Source organism: Micromonospora sp. WMMD967, from assembly GCF_029626165.1.
Lineage (GTDB): Bacteria > Actinomycetota > Actinomycetes > Mycobacteriales > Micromonosporaceae > Micromonospora > Micromonospora taraxaci.
Map to the genome: position 1 here is coordinate 6,481,851 of NZ_JARUBK010000001.1, position 19,724 is coordinate 6,501,574.

A 19,724-nucleotide genomic window follows, 5' to 3' on the forward strand; every position below is an offset into this window, starting at 1 on the left:
GGTGCGGGGTCAGCGCACCGGCCGGGGCGTCGCGGGGTGGTTGCCCGCGTTGACCAACTCGGCGACCGCCTCGCGGGGGCTCTTCTGGGTAACCAGACCCTCGCCGACGAGCACCGCGTCGGCGCCCGCGGACGCGTACCGGATCAGGTCGTGCGGGCCGCGAACACCGGACTCCGCGATCTTGACGACGCTGCTGGGCAGGCCGGGCGCGATCCGCTCGAACACCGACCGGTCGACCTCAAGGGTACGCAGGTCACGGGCGTTGACCCCGATCACCTGCGCGCCGGCCTCCAGAGCCCGGTCGGCCTCTTCCTCGTCGTGCACCTCGACGAGAGCTGTCATGCCCAGCGACTCGATCCGCTCCAGCAGGCCCATCAGCACGTTCTGCTCGAGCGCGGCGACGATCAGCAGGACCAGGTCCGCGCCGTGCGCACGCGCCTCGTGCACCTGGTAGCTGGAGACCACGAAGTCCTTACGCAGCACCGGTACGGTCACGGCGGCGCGGACGGCCGCCAGGTCGTCCAGCGAACCGCCGAACCAGCGCCCCTCGGTCAGCACACTGATCGCCCGAGCGCCACCGGCCGCGTAGTCGACGGCGAGATCGGCCGGATCGGCGATCTCGGCCAGCCGACCCTTGGACGGCGACGAACGCTTCACCTCGGCGATCACGGCCACGCCAGGCTTGCGCAGTGCCGCGTACGCGTCCAGCGGCGGCGGCGCTGCCGCCGCCAGTTCACGGATCCGCTCCAGCGGAACCTGCTCCTGGCGTCGGGCGACGTCCTCACGTACGCCGGCCAGAATCTCGTCGAGCACGCTTACGGACGCTGCCTGACCGGCGTCGTCCCCCTCCGCGTGCGCATGCTCAGCAGTCACCAACGGACTCCCCTCTCCGGGCGTCATGGGCCGATGCTAGGGGCAGCCGACCGACGCCGAATGCCGGGGGTATGGCGCTGCTCACGAAAAGGGCTGCGGCATAATGGCCGACTTGCCGTGAACGGTGTGTCACGCAGCGCCACCTCCGGTATCGACCGCCGTCACACGGTGCGAGGCCCGACGGCCACGGTCGGACCGGGCCGATCCATCGATCATGCCACCAGTCGCCGGCCGGCGCGCGACGGCAACAACGTCGGTCGATGTTGTGAGCAAGCTCAAGGTCGGACGGACGGCCCTGGTCACGGCCCGGGCGCGACAGTTGACCGGGCGGTCACAGCGGCGAAACCTCGGCCGACGAGCATCGTCCTCGGGCAGACTCAATGGCGCGCCTGCCCGACCGTCGCAACTCCTCGTGCGAGGTGACCATGAGCATGTCCGAGCCGCAGCCGACCAGCGGGTTGACCACCATCTCACGGACAGTGGCGTCGCTCGCCGTCGGCGTGGTGCACACCGTCGAGCGCGCAGTGGTCGGCGAAGGACGGATGCGGACCGCACGCGGCAACGCCTGGGAGGCCGTCTGCGCCGACCGGGCTCGCGCCGACCAACGCGCCGAGCTGAACCGCCTGGTGGCCGAGCTGACCGCCGCCCGCGCCGCCAGCCGCCGCGCACAGCGCGAGCGTCAGCCGGTCGGCTGACACCCCGCCCGTCGCGGCCTCAGTCGGCGGTCGGGTCCTCACCCCGGTCCAGAGCGTCCCACGCCTCCGTCGTCCGCCGCCCGGCCAGCGGCGTCGACGAACCCTCCGGGCCGGCCGGCGCCGACGCGGTCTCCGGGCCGGAGCGCGCCGGCCGTTCGTACCGAGCGCCCATCGCCGGCCAACCGCCGCCCCGCACCGCCGTCCACCAGCCACCAGCGGCAGCCGACAACCCGCCGAGCAGGCACAGCGCCGGCCACTGCCGGCTCACCGAGCCACCCACGTCGGCGACCAGCCCGTAGCCGCCACCGGCCGCCACCGCCAGACCCAGCACGCCGAGCAGCCCGCCGAGCGCCCGCCGCACCCGGCCCCGGGTGGCCAGCACCGCACCACCACCCGCCAACGCCACCACGGCCAGCGCCGGCAGCCACGGCAGCAGGCCCGCGCCGCTGCGGGTGTCCCGCACCGGCGGCAGCGGCGCCGGGCGCACCGTCACCTCGACCGACCAGCTCCGCGTCGCAGCCCACAGCGCCAGACCCGCGCCGGCCAGACAGAGCAGGACGGCGTACGTCAACTCGCGCCGCCCCACCGCGGACCGCTGGCTGACGCTCACTGAACTGGCCTTTCGTTCGCGACTGCGGGGCTCCGCTCCGCTGCACTCCTCGCGCTCACCGAGCCGGCCTCAGTGTTTCGGCGGCCGCGATCGCCGCCAGCACCGCGGCGGCCTTGTTCCGCGTCTCCTGGTCCTCGGCGGCCGGGTCCGAGTCGGCGACCACCCCCGCACCGGCCTGCACGTAGGCGCGGCCGTCGCGGATGAGCGCGGTCCGGATGGCGATCGCCATGTCCAGGTCACCGCCGAAGCCGAAGTAGCCGACAGTGCCCCCGTAGAGACCACGACGGACCGGCTCCAGCTCCTCGATGATCTCCATGGCCCGCACCTTCGGTGCGCCGGAGAGGGTGCCCGCCGGGAAGGTCGCGGCGAGCGCGTTGAAGGCCGTCTGATCGTCACGCAGCGTGCCGGTGACAGTGGAGACGATGTGCATGACGTGGCTGTACCGCTCGATGGTGGCGAACTCGGGCACCTCCACGGTGCCCGGCTGACAGACCCGGCCCAGGTCGTTGCGACCCAGGTCGACGAGCATCACGTGCTCGGCCCGTTCCTTCGGGTCGGCGAGCAGTTCGGCGGCGAGCGCGGCGTCGGCGGCGGGGGTCCCGCCACGCGGTCGGGTGCCGGCGATCGGGTGCAGCAGCGCCCTCCGTCGCCCGTCCTCGGCGGCGGTGACCTTCAGGTGCGCCTCCGGTGACGAGCCGACGATGTCGAACCCGTCGAAGCGCAGCAGGTACATGTACGGGCTCGGGTTGCTGGTGCGCAGCACCCGGTACACGTCCAACGGGTCGGCGTGGATCGGCCGCTCGAACCGCTGGGAGAGCACGATCTGGAAGCACTCACCGGCCCGGATCGCCTCCTTGGCCGACTCCACCGCCTTCGGGTACCCGTCGGCGGGCGTACGGCAGAGCACCTCCCCGACCGCAGGACGCTCGACCGTGGAGATCATCGGCGGGATGGGCCGGGACAGCGCGGTGGTCATCGCGTCCAGTCGGCCCACCGCGTGGTGGTACGCGGCGGTGACCTGCGGGGCGCGGTCCGGGGCGTCCGACGGTGGCAGCACCGCGTTGGCGACCAGGATCGCCGAACCGTCGTAGTGGTCGAGCACCACCAGGTCGGTGGCGAGCATCATGCCCAGCTCCGGCACACCCAGGTCGTTGTCGGTCAGCTCGGGCAACCGCTCGAAACGGCGGATCAGGTCGTAGCCCAGGTAGCCGACCATGCCCCCGGTCAGCGGCGGCAGCCCGGCGGAGGGATCCCCGACCGGGCCGGCCAGCGCCGCAACGGTCTCCCGCAGCACCCGCACCGGGTCACCCTCGGTGGGCAGCCCCGCCGGCGGCTGGCCGAGCCAGGTCGCCACGCCGTCCCGCTCGACGAGGGTCGCGCTGCTGCGTACGCCGATGAAGGAATAGCGCGACCAGGCCATGCCGGCCGACCCGACGCCCTGCTCGGCGGACTCCAACAGGAACGTGCCCGGTCCCCCGGCCAGCTTCCGGTAGACGCCCACCGGGGTCTCCGCGTCGGCCAGCAACCGCCGGGTGACCGGCACGACCCGCCAGCGGGCCGCCAACTCGGTGAAGGTGGCCAGGTCCGGGGTGACCGTGCCGTCGGTCACGGCTGGGCCTGGGTGGTTACGGGCAGCTCGGTGAAGAAGCAGGTCCGGTGCCCGGTGTGGCAGGCGGCGCCGACCTGGTCAACGCTCACCAGCAGCGCGTCCCCGTCGCAGTCCAGGGCGACCGAGCGGACGTACTGGTGGTGCCCGGAGGTGGCCCCCTTGACCCAGTACTCGCGGCGGCTGCGCGACCAGTAGGTCGCGCGACCGGTGGTGAGGGTGCGGTGCAACGCCTCGTCGTCCATCCAGGCGACCATCAGCACCTCGCCGGAGTCGTGCGCACGGACCACGGCGGCGACCAGACCGTCGGCGCTGCGGCGCAGCCGGGCCGCGATGGCCGGGTCGAGCCGGGACGGGCGAGCGGGCTCGGACGTCACCGGGCCGCTGGGATCGCTGGGGACGCCGGTCGTCGGCGCGTCAGGTACGGGCACAGTGACCAATTGTCCCGCACGCGGCGCGGGTACCGACGACCGCTCCCGCCCAGGCGGCGGCGGGGGCCCGACGGGTCGGGCCAGCTGGGCGACGTAGCGGTCCAGCCGGCCGTCGACCAGGGCGGCCGCCAGGTCCGCGCCGGCGGTGTCGGCGATCTCCTCGGCGTACGGCCGGATCAACGGCAGCGTGCCGGCGACCAGCCGTACGGCGGCGGCCCACAGTGCGCTGGTGGCGCCCGGACGCAGTCCAAGGCAGAGCAGCATGTCGGCACGGTATCCGGGTGGGGCCACCGGCAGTTCCAGGGCCGCAGCGAAGGCCGCCCGGCGGGAGTGGACCCGCACCGAGGGGTTGGCCGGGCGCAGCACCGACGGGCAGAGGCGGGCCAGGTCGGCGACGGCGAGCCGGACGCCGAGGCGGTCGTTGACGGCCCGCGCGGCGGCGGCCTTACCCAGCGTGGCGATCAGTTCCTCGAGTCGGGGTGGCTCGGCGGGCTGGCAGAGCACCGGCAGATCGATCCGGGGCCGCCAGTGCGGGTCGGCCCAGAGCAGTCTCGCCGGTGTGGTGACCGGCAGCCCGAACGCCCAGTCGGCCGGTTCCCCGAGTCGGTGCACCCAGGAGCGGACGTCCCGGGCGGCCACCGAGACGTGGGTGACCCGACCTGCGGTTTCGGCCAGGTACGCCTGCCGGGCGGCGTACGGGGCGCCGCCGACCAGCACGTCGAGGTCGACGTCGCTGTGTGCGGTGGCGGCGCGGCGGGCGTGACTGCCGCGCAGCAGGATGCCCACGACCGGCCGCTCGGCGGCCTGCCGCAACCGCGCGGCCCAGTCCTCAAGAAAACCGCTGTCCGGTAACGGAGGGTGACCCACCGCGCCATCGTGCCGTACGCCCGATCAGCGCGCAATGCCCGTTGGCGGACTCAGTGTCCGGTCCGGAGCCTACTGCCCGTTCTCATGCTTCGTGCGACGACGGGGCGGCGCGGACGCGTTGCGTCGGGATCGGTAATTCATCTAGCGTTGAGTTCAACAGTTGATGAGTTTCCTTGGAGGTGCGGGATGGACGACGCGATAGCCGTCCGGGACCTGGTCGTCGACCGGGGCGGGCGGCGTGTGCTGGACGGCATCAGCTGCCGCGTCCCGCGCGGCGCCGTCACGGGTCTGCTCGGCCCCAGCGGCAGCGGAAAGACCACGTTCATGCGCGCGGTGGTCGGGGTGCAGCTGGTCAGCGGCGGGACGATCACCGTCCTCGGACGACCGGCGGGCGCCCCGACGCTGCGACACCGGGTCGGCTACCTGACCCAGGCACCGAGCGTCTACGCCGACCTGACCGTGCGGGAGAACGCCCGTTACTTCGCGGCCCTGTACGGCCGGGGTCGGGCCGAGGCCGACCAGGCGATCAGCGATGTCGGGCTCGCCTCGGCGGCCGGTCAGCTGGTCGCCACCCTCTCCGGTGGTCAACGCAGCCGCGCCTCCCTGGCCTGCGCGCTGGTCGGAGAACCGGAGTTGGTCATCCTCGACGAGCCGACAGTCGGTCAGGACCCGGTGCTGCGCGCCGATCTGTGGGCCCGTTTCCACGCGATGGCCGCCGCCGGCACCACCCTGTTGGTGTCGAGCCACGTCATGGACGAGGCGGCCCGCTGCGACCGGCTTCTGCTGATCCGCCAGGGGCGGCTGATCGCCGACGACAGCCCGGCCGCCGTCCGCGCCACCGCCGGCGTGGACGACCTCGACGAGGCGTTCCTGCGCCTGATCCGGGCCGGCGAGGCGGGTCCGGCCACCATGGACGCGACGAACGGACGGGAGCGGTCGTGACCCCGCGGATCCTGGCGGCCACCACCGGTCGCATCCTGCGCCAGCTCCGGCACGACCGGCGCACCATCGCACTGCTCGTCGTGGTGCCGGCGGCCCTGCTCACCCTGGTCTACTTCATGTACGCCGACCAGCCGACCCCGCCCGGCCAACCGACGACGTTCGACCGGATCGCGCTGGTGATGTTGGGCATCTTCCCCTTCGTGATCATGTTCCTGGTGACCAGCATCGCCATGCTCCGGGAACGGACCTCCGGCACGTTGGAGCGGCTGCTCACCACACCGCTGGGCAAGCTCGACCTGCTCTTCGGGTACGGCATCGCGTTCGGGCTGGCCGCCGCCGTACAGGCCGTCGTCGCCGCCGGTGTGGCGTACTGGATCTTCGGTCTGGAGACCGCCGGCAGCATGGGGCTGGTGATCGGGATCGCGGTCGTCGACGCCGTGCTCGGCGTCGCGCTCGGCCTGCTGTGCAGCGCCTTCGCGCGCACCGAGTTCCAGGCAGTACAGTTCCTGCCAGTCGTGGTGATCCCCCAACTGCTGCTCTGCGGGCTGTTCGTGGCCCGCGACCAGATGGCCGGCTGGCTCCAGGCGCTCAGTGACGCCTTCCCCCTGTCGTACGCCATCGAGGCATTGCAGGAGGTCGGCGCCCACGCCGAGCCGACCGGCCGGATGTGGCGGGACGTGGCGGTGGTGCTCGGGGCGGTGGTGCTGGCGCTGGTGCTCGCGGCGGCCACCCTGCGCCGACGCAGCGGCTGAGGCTGCGGCAGCCGTGGGTCGACCGGCCCACGGCTGCCCACGTGGACGAACGAAGGGCGGCGATGACGCGGCGAACTGGCCGGCGACCCGGCAACCCGGACACCCGGGAGGCGATCCTCGACGCCGCGCGCACGACGTTCGCGGAGCGTGGCTTCGACTCCGCGTCCATCCGCGCCATCGCCGGCACGGCAGGTGTCGACCCCGCCCTGGTGCACCACTACTTCGGCAGCAAGGACCAGCTCTTCCTCACCGCGATGAACATCCCGGTCGACCCCGCCCAAGTGGTGCCGACGGTGCTCGCCGGTGACCCCGACGGCGCCGGTGAGCGCCTGGTGCGCACCTTCCTCGGCGTCTGGGACTCGCCCGCCGGCACCGCCGCACAGGCGCTGCTGCGTTCCGCGGTGAGCAACGAGTGGACCGCCCGGCTGCTGCGCGAGTTCGTCACCACCCAGATCCTGCGCCGGGTGCTCGAACATCTCGACGTCGACCCGGCCCAACTGCCGCTGCGCGGTTCGCTGGTGGCCACCCAGATGATCGGCCTGGCGATGATGCGGTACGTGGTGCGCCTGGAGCCGGTCGCGTCGGCGGCCCCGGAGACCCTGGTCGCGGCGGTCGGCCCGACGATCCAGCGCTACCTCACCGGGCCGCTGCCGGCCTGAGAGCCGAGCACTTTCCCGACCCTCCTGGCCTGCGACGTCCCCGCCACCGTGATCCACTCCGGTTCGGCGAACTCGCGGTATCCGAGTGCCAGGGACACCCCCACATCGGCGAACCCGAGTGGATCAAGGCCGAACGCGCGCCGACGCGCCCGGGTCAGCGCGGCAGGCGGGTACGACAGCCCGGTCAGCGCGGCGGGCGGGCACCGGCCGGGAGCCGCAACGGCGGCAGCAGCCTCGGCAGGTCGGCCGGATCGGCCACCGGGCCCGGGAAGGCCAACCGGACCCGACGCCGGGCCCCCGGCCGGCCGAGGGCGACCACCAGCCCGTAGCGGTCGATGCGCACCACCCGGGGCGCCCCGTCCGGGGCCTGCTCGGTCAACCCGAGCTGTCGACGCAGGTACTCGGTGACCCGCGCGCTGTCGTCCGCGGCGAGGTCGGCCAGCAGCCGTGCCTCGACCGGGTGCACCGGGTCCGGCTCCGCCTCGGCGTACTCCACCGGGTCGACCCGGCGCACGACGCCGGCCCGCTCCCAGCGGACCTCGACCACCTCGAAGCGGAACAGCCGGAAGCGGGTGCCCAGGTCGAGGAGGTCACCGGTCGGCTCCACCGCCGCGAAGTCGACAGCCGCGTGGCGGGCCTCGTCGCCGTGCAGCTCGGCCGCCCAACCGGACACCCACGCCCGACCCAGACCGGGTGCGCCGGCGGCCGGCGGCAGGTCGAGCACGTCGAGGACCACCGCCACGTCGTCGCCCCCGGCGCCCGGTTGCAGGGAGGCGGCCAGGTGACTGGCCACCGGCACCAGCAGCAGCACCCGTCCGTCCGGGTCCGTCACATGCCGGGCGTGGTGCGGGCCGGGCCGGTGGGCCAGGTGGACGAGACCGGGCAGGCGGCCGGCGACGAGGGTACGGACGATCTCGGCGGGGTTGGGCCGCATGGGCGCGACCTCCTTCGAAGGTTAGGCTTACCTAAGCCGGAGCTTAGAGCACCTGACCTCCGGCGTCCACCACACCGGAACACCACGTCACCGGGTCTGCTCCAGCCAGGAGGCGTAGAGCAGGCCGTAGACCGAGTCGGCATCACGCACCAGCTCGTCGTGCGGACCCCGCTGCACCACCCGACCCCGATCCACCACGATCACCTCGTCGGCCGCCTGCGCGGTGGAGAGCCGGTGAGCGATGGCGAGAGTGGTCCGCCCCCGGGTGACCGCGTCGAGGGTGCGCTGCAACCGCACCTCGGTCGCCGGATCCACAGCGCTGGTCGCCTCGTCCAGCACCAACAGGTCCGGATCGGCCACGTACGCGCGGGCCAACGCGACCAACTGCCGCTCCCCGACGCTGAGCGCCTCACCCCGCTCACCGACCGGCGTGTCCAGGCCCGCCGGCAGACCCTCCAACCAGTCCGACAGGCCCAGCTCCGTGAAGGCGACACCCAACTGCTCGTCGGTCAGCTCCGGCCGGGCGAACCGGACGTTGTCCCCCACCGTCGCGTCGAACAGGAACCCGTCCTGCGGCACCATCACCACCCGGGACCGCAGCGAGTCGAACCGCACCTCCGCCAGCGGCACACCGGACAACAGCACCGCCCCGGCCGACGGGTCCATCAGCCGGGTCAACAACTTCGCGAACGTGGTCTTGCCGCTGCCCGTCTCGCCGACCACCGCCACCCGACTCTTGGCCGGGATCTCCAGATCGATGTCGTGCAGCACCGGCGGACCACCCGGATAGGCGAACCGCACACCCGCGAAACGGATGTCCAACGGCCCACCCGGCAACTCCCGCCCCTGCTCCCCCGGGTCCGCCACATCCGGGGCGACATCCAACACGTCCAGCACCCGACGCCAGCCCGCAATCGCGTTCTGCGCCTCGTTGAGAACCTCGGTGGCGATCTGCACCGGCTGGATGAAGAGCGTCACCAGGAACAGGAACGCCGTCAACTGACCGATCGACAACGTGCCGCCCACCCCCAGCGCCACGCCGAGCACCACCACACCGGCCAACGCCAGCCCCGCCGCCAGCTCACCCACCGAACTGCCCACGATGCTGATCCGGATCGCCCGCTGCTGCGCCACCCGCTGCCCGTCGATCGCCTCGTCCAACCGCCGCTCGGTGCGCCCCGCTATGCCGTACGCCCGGATCACCGGCGCACCCACCACGCTCTCGCCGATCGCACCGAGCAACGTGCCGGTGCGCTGCCGCACCGTCGCGTACGCCGTCGCGAGCCGGCGCTGCAACTGCCGGATCACGAACACCGCCGGCAGGAACGCGGCCAACACCACAAGAGTCAACTGCCAGGAGTACGCCAGCATCACGGCGGTCGTGACCACCAGCTGACCAAGGTTGACCAGCAGGATCACACCACCCCACTGGAGGAACTGGGTGATCTGGTCGACGTCACTGGTCACCCGCGACACCAACGACCCGCGCCGTTCCGACTGCTGGTGCAACATCGACAGGTCGTGCACGTGCCGGAACGCTCGCGTCCGTACGTTCGCCAACGCCGTCTCGCTCACCGTGAACAACCGGCGCATCATCAGGTAACCGCAGACCGTCGTGATCGCCAGGATCGCCGCGGTGATCCCCACGACCGACCAGAGCACGCCCAGATTCAGACCGCCGACGATGCCGCGGTCGATGCCCTGCTGGACGGCGACCGGCACGGCCACCCGACCGACCATGTAGACCAACGCGAGGGCCAACGTGCCGGCCAGACCGGTCCGCAGCTCCGGCGACAGCGCCAGACCTCGACGCAGGGTCTGCCAGGTCGTCTCCTCCCGCGTGCCGCCCGCCTCCGTAGAAGTCGTCACCGAACCGGCCTTTCGTTCGCGACTGCGGGGCTCCGCTTCGCTGCACTCCTCGCGCTCACCGAACCGGCCTTTCGTTCGCGACTGCGGGGCTCCGCTTCGCTGCACTCCTCGCGCTCACCGGTCCACCTCGATTTCCAGGCCCGAGGGCAGCGGCGCGACATCGTCGCCGTACGGACTCTCCTGTGCGCGTTCGACCTCGGCCTGCTCGTACGCCGTCACCAGGTCGACGTAGCCGGGCACGGTGGCCAGCAACTCGTTGTGCGTGCCCCGGGCAACCACCCGCCCCTGCTCCACGTAGATGACCTCGTCGGCGAGCGCGATGGTGGCCCGTCGGTACGCCACCACCAGGATCGACGCTACCGGCACACCCGGCTCGGCCGTCGAGGACCGCAGCCCGGCCAGGATGGCCGCCTCCACCCGCGGGTCCACCGCGCTCGTCGCGTCGTCGAGCACCAGCAGGCGCGGGCGACCGGCCAGAGCGCGGGCCAGGGTGAGACGCTGCCGCTGCCCGCCGGAGAGCGAGGTGCCCCGCTCGCCGACCATGGTGTCCAGGCCGTCGGGCAGCGCCGCGACGAAGCCGTCCGCCTCGGCGAGCCGCAGGGCCGCCCAGACGGCCTCGTCGTCGATGCCGGGCCGGTCCAGCGCGATGTTGGCGCGCACCGTGTCGTCGAAGACGAACGGCACCTGGGCGACCAGTGCCACTGTGCCGGCCAGCGACGCGGCGGTCAGCTCGCGCACGTCCACCCCGTCCAGGGTGACGACGCCGGTGTCCGGGTCGACGAGGCGCACGGCCAGCGAGGCGATGGTGGACTTGCCGGCGCCGGTCGGCCCGACCAGAGCCACCGTCCGACCGGCCGGCACGGTGAAGCCGACCTCGCCGAGGACCTGCGCGCCGGGCTGGTGTGCCTCCGCCGGCGGGTAGGAGAAGTGCACGTCGCTGAAGGTGAGGGTGGCCGGGCCGGAGCCGGCCGGGTCGAGCACGCGCTGCCCGTACGGCATCTCGCCGGTGGCGTCGAGCACCCGGCGGACCCGGTCCCAGCCGGCGACGCTGCGCGGCAGCTCGGCCAGGACCCAACCGATGGCCCGCACCGGGAAGGCCAGCACGGTGAAGAGGAAGGCCACGCTGACCAGCTCGGTCACGCTGACCGCGCCCTGGCGCAGCCGGAACGCCCCGACCACCAGCACGGCGAGGGTGCCGAGGCTGGGCAGGGTCTCCAACAGCGGGTCGAAGATGCCGCGCAGCCGACCGACGGCGATCAACGAGTCGCGCAGTTCGCCGGCGCGGCCGGCGAACCGGGCGGTCTCCTGCGCCTCGCGGCCCATCGTCTTGACCACCAGGGCGCCGTCGAAGCTCTCGTGGGCGATGCCGCTGACCTCGGCGCGCAGCCGTTGGGCCCGAGCCTGCCGGGGCGCCATCCGGCGGGAGTAGACGACGTTGAGGGCGAACAGCGCGGGAAAGACCGCGAGGCCGACCAGTGCGAGCGCCCAGTCGGTGGCGAAGAGCGACACGATCGCGCCGACCAGCATGACGAGCGTGCCGACGGCGAAGGGCAGCGGCGCGATCGGGTACCACGCCGCCTCCACGTCCGAGTTGGCGTTGGACAGCAGTGTGCCGGTGGAGTTGCGGTGGTGCCAGGACAGCGGCAGCTCCAGGTACCGGCGGGTGACCCGACGTCGGTAGGAGGCCTGGAGGCGGTACTGCATGTAGCCGGCCCCGAGCCGGCGACCGACGATGCCGGCCACCCGCAGCACGCTGATCCCGAACAACGCCGTCGCGGCCAGCGCGAGCGTGCCCACGCCGACCTCACCGCGTTCGATGGCCGGGAGCGCCACCTCGCCGATGACCGTCCCGACCACCCGCGCGCTGATGATGATCATCCCGCCGAAGAGCACGCTGCCGACGACCGCCACGGTGAAGATCCGTGGCTGCTCGCGAATGGCCTGCCGCAGGACGCCCAGCCCTCGACTGAGCACGTCCCGACTTGTCCTGCTCGCCACGCTCTCCCCCGCCGTAAGCGTCAATTATCTCCCTCATCCTTACCGGTCCGGGCCAGCACCGCCGACCCCGACCGGATATGTCGACCATCACGTAGCGAACGACGGCGGCGGCGGGCTTCGTCCCCGCCCGCCGCCGTCGCGCGCCGGCGGGCCGGCGGGCCTACGATCGGGCCATGCCGCGGTACGCCCAAGCCGAGCGCGAGGCGCTGGCCGATCTCCTCCTGGCCCTCGGGCCGGACGCCCCGACGATCAACGAGGGCTGGGCGACCCGTGACCTCGCCGCCCACCTGGTGCTCCGGGAGCGTCGTCCGGACGCGGCCGGAGGGCTCGTGCTGCCGCCGCTGCGCGGCTACGCCGAGCGGGTCCGCCGGCACCTCGCCGCGCGGCCCTATCCCGACCTGGTGGCGCAGGTACGTCGTCCGCCGCTGTGGAGCCCGATCAGCAATCCACTGACCGACGAGCTGGCCAACCTGATGGAGTTCTTCATCCATCACGAGGACGTCCGCCGGGCCGGCTCCGGATGGCAGCCGCGTGACCTGCCCGCCGGTCTGCAGGGCGCGCTCTGGAAGCGGGCCGCCCCGATGGCGCGGTTGGCCCTGCGCCGCTTCCCGGCGGACCTCTACGTGCAGGCGCCCGGGCACGGTGAGCTGTCCGTCGGCCGAGGGGGCGAGCCGCTGCGGGTGGTCGGGCCTCCGGCGGAGCTCGTGCTGTTCCTCTCCGGTCGCCAGCGGGTGGCCCGGGTCCAACTGGATGGTCCCACGGAGGCCGCGCGACGGCTTCGCACCGCCAGCCTGGGCATGTAACCGTCTGCGCACAAACGCACACGAAAAAGGTGTGGACTTCCCCACACCCAGCGAAACATGCAGATACCTCCTCCCGTACGCTTCACCGCGCCGCTCCGCGCCGGGCGGCACGAAGTGGGGGCGCACTGTGCGGAGTTTCGCGATTTCGGCGCTGCGGGAGCCCCCGTTTCCCACGGGGCGCCACGGCGCCACGGAGCAGGTGGCGAGCGAGAGCGTGGAGTGGGCGCGCACGTTCGGGCTGGTCGATTCCAGCCAACGTGTGCACCGACTGCAACGAGCCGACGCCGCCGGCCTGTCCGGGCGCGCCTGCCCGGACGGTTCGATCGACGGGCTACGACTGCTCACCGACCTGATCAGTTGGCTCTTCGTGATGGACGACGCGTGCGACGAGGACGGCCTCGGCGCCGACCCGGTCCGGCTGGGTCCGGCGATCAGCACCCTGCTCGACGTGCTGGACCGGTACGGCGACCCGGACGTCCTACCGCCCGCCGTCGGGCCGCTCGGTGACGCGCTGCACGACCTGTGCCGCCGGATCCGACTGCACGACCACGCGGCTCTGCTGCTGCGGTTCGTCAGCCAGATGCGGGAGTACCTGCTGGCGTTGCTCTGGGAGGCGACCAACCGGGAGCGCCGGCGCGTGCCCGACGTGGCGGAGTACGTCCAACTGCGCCGGCACATCGGCGGCGTACATCCCTGCCTCACGCTGACCGACCTGGCCTCGGCGCGCCCCCCGGGGTCGGCCCAACGCGCCAACCCGGGGCTGCTCGCCCTGGATCTGCTGGCCGTGGACCTGGTCTGCTGGTGCAACGACCTCTTCTCCTACGGCAAGGAGAGCCGGGCCGACCCGGACGCGCACAACCTGGTGACGGTGATCGCCCAGGACAGCGACGCGGACGAGCCGGCCGCGCTGCGTGCCGCGGCGAACCGGTTCAACCAGGGCCTGGCGGAGTACCTGGACGCCGAGGAGGCGCTGCTGTCCAGCGGGAACGACGAGGTGCACCTCGCGCTGGCCGCCCGCCGGAACTGGGTCCGGGCCACCTACGACTGGTCAGTCGTGGCTGACCGATACGCCTGATTCCGCCGTACCGGTCGGCGGGTTGGGACGGCTAGACGATCACCAGGGCTAGCCGATGCACGGTGGCAGGCAATACTCTTCGGTAACCATTATGACGTGACGCCCGTCACGCCACCACCCCCGAAGGCGGCTACAGCGATGGCTCTCGATGTACCGTACCGCTCCATCCCGGACATGTTCCTCAAGCGCGTGGCGGCCACCCCCGACCGGAACGCGTTTGCGTCCCCGACCCCCGACGACGCGGGGCCTGCCTGGCTGACCTGGGAGCAGGTCGGCCAGCGCGCCAAGGCGGTCGCCGCCGGCCTGCACGGCCTGGGCGTCGGCCAGGAGGACCCGGTCGCGATCCTCGCCAACACCCGGCTGGACTGGGTGATCGCCGACCTCGGCATCATGTGTGCCGGCGGCGCGACCACGACCGTCTACCCGACCACCGAGCCGGCCGACGCGACGTACATCATCGCGGACTCCGGGTCGAAGGTGCTCTTCGCGGAAAACCCGACCCAGGCGGCGAAGATCGCCGGCGCCACCCTGCCCGCGCTGACCCACGTGGTGCTCCTCGACGGCACCGTCGACCCGACCGCCGCGATTCCGCAGTTGACCCTCGCCGAGCTGGAGGAGCGGGGCACGCGCGCGCTCGCCGCCGAGCCGGATCTGATCGACATGCTCGTGGCCGGCATCGGCCCGGAGCACCTGGCCACCCTGATCTACACCTCCGGGACGACCGGCCGACCCAAGGGCGTCGAGCTGCTGCACGGCGGCTGGTGCTGGGAGGCCGTGGCGCAGGCCGAGGTCGGGCTGCTGCGCGACGACGACCTGCAGTACCTGTGGCTGCCGCTGGCCCACTCGTTCGGCAAGACGCTGCTCTGCGGCGCCATCCACGTCGGCCTGCCCACCTACGTCGACGGTCGGGTGGAGAAGCTGGTCGACCTGCTGTCGGTGATCCGCCCGACGCTGATGTGCGGTGCGCCCCGGGTGTTCGAGAAGGTCTACAACCGGGCGGTGACCACCGCCCAGGGCGCGGGCGGCGCGAAGGCGAAGATCTTCGCCTGGGGCGTCCAGGTCGGCAAGGAGAAGGTGGCCCTGGAACAGGCCGGCAAGCCGGTGCCGGGCGGGCTCAAGCTGCGTTACGGGCTGGCCGAGAAGCTGGTGTTCAGCAAGCTCCAGGCCCGACTGGGCGGCCGGATGCGGGTGCTGGTGTCCGGCGCCGCGCCACTCAGCCCGGAGATCGCCACCTTCTTCGCCGCGGCGAACCTGCCGATCTCCGAGGGCTACGGCCTGACCGAGACCAGCGCCGGCAACTTCGTCAACCCGCCGTCGGGGCTGCGGATCGGCACCGTGGGCCAGGCGATGGGTGACCTGGAGTGCCGGATCGACAGCGACGGGGAGATCCTGGTGCGTGGTCGGCCGGTGATGCGCGGCTACCACAACCTGCCGGAGGAGACCGCCGCCGCGTTCACCGAGGACGGCTTCTTCCGCACCGGCGACATCGGCAGCCTCGACGAGCAGGGCTACCTGCGGATCACCGACCGCAAGAAGGACCTGGTCAAGACCTCGGGCGGCAAGTACATCGCGCCGTCGCACATCGAGGGGATGTTCAAGGCCATCTGCCCGTACACCTCGCAGGCGGTCGTCGTCGGTCAGGCCCGCAACTTCTGCACGATGCTGGTCACGCTGGACCCGGACGCGATCCAGGGTTGGGCGGCCGGTGGCCCGCTGGAGGGCCGCAGCTACGCCGAGATCGTCGCCTCGCCGGAGGCAAGGACGATGGTCGAGGAGTACGTCGCCCAGCTCAACGCGAAGCTCAACCGCTGGGAGACCATCAAGAAGGTGGCCATCCTGCCGCGCGACCTGACGATCGAGGACGGCGAGATCACCCCGTCGTTGAAGATCAAGCGACGTGGTGTGGAGAGCAACTTCGCGGCACAGATCGAGGAGATGTACGCCGGCACCCTCGCCGAGCTCTGACGAGTCGCCGATGGCCCCGCGCCCGCCCGGGTGCCGGGCCATCGGCTTTTCGTCGCTGTTCTGCCGGAGGGTCGGCCTTCGCCGGCACGGCTCAGGCGATGACGGCCGGCTCCCGCCACCGTTGACGGCCGGCCCGGTCCAGGTCGTAACGGACCGCGGCGATCCGCCCCACCGCCTCCACCAGGTCCGCGGCGGGCAGGGTGAACGGCAGCCGCAGGAACCGCTCCAGGGTGCCGTCCAGGCCGAACCGGGGGCCGGGGGCCAGTCGTACGCCGACCTCCTCGGCGGCCCGGGCCAGCGCGCTGGAGACCGGCCCGTCCAACTCGGCCCAGAGCGTCACGCCACCTCGGGGCACGGTGACCCGCCAGTCCGGCAACCGCTGTGCCAACGCGTCGAGCAGCGCGTCGCGTTGGGCGGCCAACGTGACGCGGCGGTCGGTGACGATCGCGTCGGCGTGGGCGAGCAGGTGCACCGCCACCAGTTGGTCCAGCACCGGGCTGGCCATGTCCACCCCGACCCGGACGGCGGCCAGCCGCTGCACCTGCGGCGCGGCGGCGCGGACCCAGCCGATCCGCAGACCACCCCAGTAGGGCTTGCTCATCCCGCCGATGCTGATCACGCGACTGTGCCGGTCGTAGACGGCGACCGGGGGTGGCAGCTCGGTGCCGTCCAGTGGCAGGTCCACGAAGGACTCGTCGACGACCAGGTCGGTGCCGACCGCGTGGGCGGCGGCCACCACCCGCTCCCGCAGGGCGGCGGGCATCAGGTGCCCGGTCGGGTTCTGGAACTCCGGAATCAGGTAGGCCAGCTTGGGCCGGGTCTGCCGGAGGCTGCCCAGCAGCAGGTCGGAATCCCAGCCGTCGGCGTCGGCGGCCAAGCCGTGGGTGGTGATCCTGGCCCGTCGCCCGGCCAGCGCGGCGAGCGCGTTGGGATAGGTCGGGGACTCGACCAGCACACTGCCGCCCGGGGCCAGGGCGAGCCGCAGCACCAGGTCCAGGGCGTGCTGGGTGCCGCTGGTGACCATGATCTGGTCGGCCGACGTGGGCAGCCCACGGGCGGTGTACCCGGCGGCCACCGCCTCGCGTAGCTCGATGATGCCGGTCGGGTGGTATCCGGCTCCGCCCAGGTAGCGGGGCAGGTCCTCGGCGGCGGCGCGGGCCGCGTCCAGCAGTTGCGGTGGGGCGGCCGGTGCGGCGGCGCCGAGGTCGATCATGTCCCGGTCGTCCAACGGGGTCCACAGGCCGGTGCTGGCGACACGGTGGTTGCCGGGCAGCATCGTCCAGCTGCCCGCGCCCCGACGGCTGGCCAGGTGCCCGGTCTCGCGCAGGTGCCGGTACGCGGCGGTGACGGTGGTCCGGCTGATCCGCAGCGCCTCGGCCAACTCCCGCTCGGCGGGTAGGCGGACGCCCAGCGGCAGGCGGCCGTCGGCGAGCAGACCGCGCACCGCGCCGGCCAGGGCCGCGTAGTCGGGGCTGCGTCGGCGACCCGGGAGGGCATGCCATTGCCCGAGCAGACGAGCCAATTGGACCCCGCGCACCTGACCCGTCATGGCCACTCTCCCGATATTGGCTTCTTCCGCGACGATTATTGGCACCTAGGGTGGCATGCATGGCATTGCTTGGCAATCTGCGGCACCGGCCGGTTCGGCGGCTGGTCCAGCTCTACCTCGGGCTCGGCCTCTATGGCGTCAGCATGGCCCTGATGGTCCGCTCCGACCTGGGCCTCGACCCGTGGGACGTCTTCCACCAGGGCCTCTCCGAGTTGACGGGGCTCTCGTTCGGCACCGTCACCATCGGCGTCGGCGCGCTGGTGCTGCTGCTCTGGATCCCGCTGCGACAGCGCCCAGGCCTCGGCACGGTCAGCAACGTCGTGGTGATCGGCCTGGTCGTGGATGCCACTCTGGCGGTGCTGCCCTCCGGTGGCCCGCTCAGTGTCCAGATCGCGCTGCTGGTCACCGGTATCGTCGCGAACGGGGCCGCCACCGGCATGTACCTCGGCGCCCGGTTGGGCCCGGGCCCACGCGACGGGCTGATGACCGGCTTCGTGGCCCGCCGGCCCGGCTGGTCGATCCGGCTGGTGCGAACGGCCATCGAGGTCACCGTGCTGGCGCTGGGCTGGTTGCTCGGCGGCACCGTCGGCCTGGGCACCGTCGCGTACGCGCTGGCCATCGGTCCGTTGGCCCAGCTCTTCATCCCGCTGTTCGCCGTACCCGAAGCCGCCGCAGCCGACGACACCGCAGTCGACGAGGCCGCGGCCGACGACGCCACGCCCACGGCCGGTAGTGCCGCACCGGCCGCCCCCACCGGCTGAGCCCTCACCGACCGTCCGCGAACCGGTACGCCGTGGTGCTCCACAGTGCTGGATGGAGGGTGGGTGTTCCCTTCCGGGACGCGCGCCGTCATCATCTCTTCATGGGGGAGAACGGTTGGCGCTGGACGGACGCCTGGATCTTCGTTTCGTTGGTCATCGCGAGCGGCGCCGGCCGGCACCGTCGGTCGGCGACAAGTCGGCGGCCGGAAGGTGTCCGTCTGACCGACGTGCTGTCCACCGCCGACCACCTCAACCACGCGATCCCACAGCGTCACGAGGTGGAGGCCGCGGTCCAGCGGCTGGTCGGGGCTGGGCTGGTCAGCGTCGCCGACGGTTGGTTCCGGATCACCGCCGAGGGTGAGCAGCTCTGGCGTACCCGCCCACGGGCGGGTGTGGCGACCATGGTGGACACGGTGCAGGGCGTGCTGACCCGCCGGCATGCTCCCGGCAGCGCCGAATGGAACCTGGACGAGGCCGACCACGCGGCGGCCGTCCAGGAGTACGCGGTCCGCTCCATCCCGACGCCCCGCCGGTCCCCGGAGGGCCACTCCGGCGGGCACTGACGGGTCAGCGCACCGGGTGCCCGCTGTCGCGCAGCGCGTCCTTGACCTCGGCCACCGTCAGTTCGCCGAAGTGGAAGACACTGGCGGCGAGCACCGCGTCCGCCCCGGCGCCGATCGCGGGCGGAAAGTGGGCCACCTCGCCGGCACCGCCACTGGCGACCACCGGCACGTCCACCACCGCGCGCACCGCGGCGATCAACTCCAGGTCGAAGCCGGCCTTGGTGCCGTCGGCGTCCATCGAGTTGAGCAGGATCTCCCCCGCGCCCAACTCGGCGCTCCGGGCCGCCCACCGTACGGCGTCCATCCCGGTGCCACGTCGGCCGCCGTGAGTGGTGACCTCGAAGCCGCTGGGGGTCACGCCGTTCGGGGCCCGTCGTACGTCGAGGGAGAGCACGAGCACCTGCCGGCCGAACCGGTCGGCGATCTCGGCGATCAGCTCCGGACGGGCGATCGCGGCGGTGTTCACGCCCACCTTGTCCGCACCGGCGCGCAGCAGCGTGTCCACGTCGGCAACCTGCCGCACCCCACCGCCGACGGTCAGCGGGATGAACACCGACTCGGCGGTGCGGCGCACCACGTCGAGCATGGTGCCCCGGTCGTTCGACGACGCGGTGACATCGAGGAAGGTCAGCTCGTCCGCGCCGGCCCGGTCGTACGCGGCGGCCAACTCCACGGGGTCACCGGCGTCGCGTAGGTCGAGGAAGTTGACGCCCTTGACCACCCGTCCGGCGTCCACGTCCAGACAGGGGATCACCCGTACCGCCACGGTCAT

At 72.5% G+C, this 19,724-nt stretch carries 18 protein-coding genes and 1 pseudogene; 9 read left to right on the forward strand and 10 right to left on the reverse strand.

Annotated elements, in window-relative coordinates:
* Nucleotides 1-9: 9 nt before the first annotated feature.
* Nucleotides 10-813, reverse strand: a complete 804-nt coding sequence (gene trpC, locus O7631_RS29050; protein ID WP_172862221.1) for an indole-3-glycerol phosphate synthase TrpC — start codon at nt 811-813, stop codon at nt 10-12.
* A 485-nt stretch (nt 814-1,298) separates the two neighbouring features.
* On the opposite strand from trpC, the gene O7631_RS29055 reads away from it, so the two are divergent.
* Nucleotides 1,299-1,568, forward strand: coding sequence for a hypothetical protein (locus O7631_RS29055; RefSeq protein WP_269683111.1), 270 nt, complete (start codon nt 1,299-1,301; stop codon nt 1,566-1,568).
* Between the two features lie 19 nt (nt 1,569-1,587).
* On the opposite strand, the gene O7631_RS29060 is transcribed toward O7631_RS29055, so the two are convergent.
* From O7631_RS29060 to O7631_RS33290, 4 genes and pseudogenes are all read right to left on the reverse strand, one after another.
* Nucleotides 1,588-2,178, reverse strand: a complete 591-nt coding sequence (locus O7631_RS29060; protein ID WP_278147190.1) for a Trp biosynthesis-associated membrane protein — start codon at nt 2,176-2,178, stop codon at nt 1,588-1,590.
* 55 nt (nt 2,179-2,233) lie between these two features.
* Nucleotides 2,234-3,787, reverse strand: coding sequence for an anthranilate synthase component I (locus O7631_RS29065; protein ID WP_278147191.1), 1,554 nt, complete (start codon nt 3,785-3,787; stop codon nt 2,234-2,236).
* Nucleotides 3,784-4,215, reverse strand: coding sequence for a phosphoribosyl-AMP cyclohydrolase (gene hisI / locus O7631_RS33285; RefSeq protein ID WP_332367503.1), 432 nt, complete (start codon nt 4,213-4,215; stop codon nt 3,784-3,786). The genes O7631_RS29065 and hisI overlap by 4 nt, the downstream gene beginning before the upstream one ends.
* Nucleotides 4,216-4,395: 180 nt before the next feature.
* Nucleotides 4,396-5,082: pseudogene (locus O7631_RS33290) on the reverse strand (phosphoribosyl-AMP cyclohydrolase); the annotation flags it as partial.
* Between the two features lie 186 nt (nt 5,083-5,268).
* Here O7631_RS33290 and O7631_RS29075 point away from each other — a divergent pair.
* From O7631_RS29075 to O7631_RS29085, 3 genes are all read left to right on the forward strand, one after another.
* The gene (locus O7631_RS29075; RefSeq protein ID WP_278147193.1) at nt 5,269-6,024 is read left to right on the forward strand and encodes an ABC transporter ATP-binding protein; all 756 of its coding nucleotides are present in this window, start codon (nt 5,269-5,271) and stop codon (nt 6,022-6,024) included.
* A complete protein-coding gene (locus O7631_RS29080; protein ID WP_088988451.1) occupies nt 6,021-6,776 on the forward strand; it encodes an ABC transporter permease in 756 nt (251 codons plus the stop codon). The genes O7631_RS29075 and O7631_RS29080 overlap by 4 nt, the downstream gene beginning before the upstream one ends.
* A gap of 62 nt (nt 6,777-6,838) precedes the next feature.
* Nucleotides 6,839-7,435: a TetR family transcriptional regulator gene (locus O7631_RS29085; protein WP_278147194.1), complete on the forward strand. Its 597-nt coding sequence runs from the start codon at nt 6,839-6,841 to the stop codon at nt 7,433-7,435.
* A 184-nt stretch (nt 7,436-7,619) separates the two neighbouring features.
* Here O7631_RS29085 and O7631_RS29090 read toward each other — a convergent pair whose 3' ends face one another.
* From O7631_RS29090 to O7631_RS29100, 3 genes are all read right to left on the reverse strand, one after another.
* On the reverse strand, nt 7,620-8,369 hold the full coding sequence (locus O7631_RS29090) for a DUF2470 domain-containing protein (protein WP_278147195.1): 750 nt from the start codon (nt 8,367-8,369) through the stop codon (nt 7,620-7,622).
* An 87-nt stretch (nt 8,370-8,456) separates the two neighbouring features.
* Nucleotides 8,457-10,238, reverse strand: a complete 1,782-nt coding sequence (locus O7631_RS29095; protein WP_278147196.1) for an ABC transporter ATP-binding protein — start codon at nt 10,236-10,238, stop codon at nt 8,457-8,459.
* 114 nt (nt 10,239-10,352) lie between these two features.
* Nucleotides 10,353-12,236 (reverse strand): ABC transporter ATP-binding protein, encoded by a 1,884-nt coding sequence (locus O7631_RS29100; RefSeq protein WP_278147197.1) that lies wholly within the window; start codon nt 12,234-12,236, stop codon nt 10,353-10,355.
* Nucleotides 12,237-12,409: 173 nt separating this feature from the next.
* Here O7631_RS29100 and O7631_RS29105 point away from each other — a divergent pair, with 173 nt between their 5' ends.
* From O7631_RS29105 to O7631_RS29115, 3 genes are all read left to right on the forward strand, one after another.
* The gene (locus tag O7631_RS29105) at nt 12,410-13,039 is read left to right on the forward strand and encodes a TIGR03085 family metal-binding protein (protein WP_278147199.1); all 630 of its coding nucleotides are present in this window, start codon (nt 12,410-12,412) and stop codon (nt 13,037-13,039) included.
* 199 nt (nt 13,040-13,238) lie between these two features.
* Nucleotides 13,239-14,114, forward strand: a complete 876-nt coding sequence (locus O7631_RS29110; RefSeq protein ID WP_278147200.1) for a terpene synthase — start codon at nt 13,239-13,241, stop codon at nt 14,112-14,114.
* A 138-nt stretch (nt 14,115-14,252) separates the two neighbouring features.
* Nucleotides 14,253-16,079, forward strand: coding sequence for a long-chain fatty acid--CoA ligase (locus tag O7631_RS29115; RefSeq protein ID WP_278147201.1), 1,827 nt, complete (start codon nt 14,253-14,255; stop codon nt 16,077-16,079).
* Between the two features lie 91 nt (nt 16,080-16,170).
* Here the strand turns inward: O7631_RS29115 and O7631_RS29120 are convergent, their stop codons facing one another.
* Entirely contained in the window at nt 16,171-17,628 is a 1,458-nt protein-coding gene (locus O7631_RS29120) for a PLP-dependent aminotransferase family protein (RefSeq protein WP_278147202.1), read from the reverse strand.
* Between the two features lie 59 nt (nt 17,629-17,687).
* Between O7631_RS29120 and O7631_RS29125 the strand changes: the two genes are divergently transcribed.
* The gene (locus O7631_RS29125; RefSeq protein WP_278147203.1) at nt 17,688-18,389 is read left to right on the forward strand and encodes a hypothetical protein; all 702 of its coding nucleotides are present in this window, start codon (nt 17,688-17,690) and stop codon (nt 18,387-18,389) included.
* 101 nt (nt 18,390-18,490) lie between these two features.
* Nucleotides 18,491-18,952, forward strand: coding sequence for a hypothetical protein (locus tag O7631_RS29130; protein WP_145779753.1), 462 nt, complete (start codon nt 18,491-18,493; stop codon nt 18,950-18,952).
* Between the two features lie 4 nt (nt 18,953-18,956).
* Here the strand turns inward: O7631_RS29130 and hisF are convergent, their stop codons facing one another.
* Nucleotides 18,957-19,724: an imidazole glycerol phosphate synthase subunit HisF gene (gene hisF / locus O7631_RS29135; protein WP_278147204.1), complete on the reverse strand. Its 768-nt coding sequence runs from the start codon at nt 19,722-19,724 to the stop codon at nt 18,957-18,959.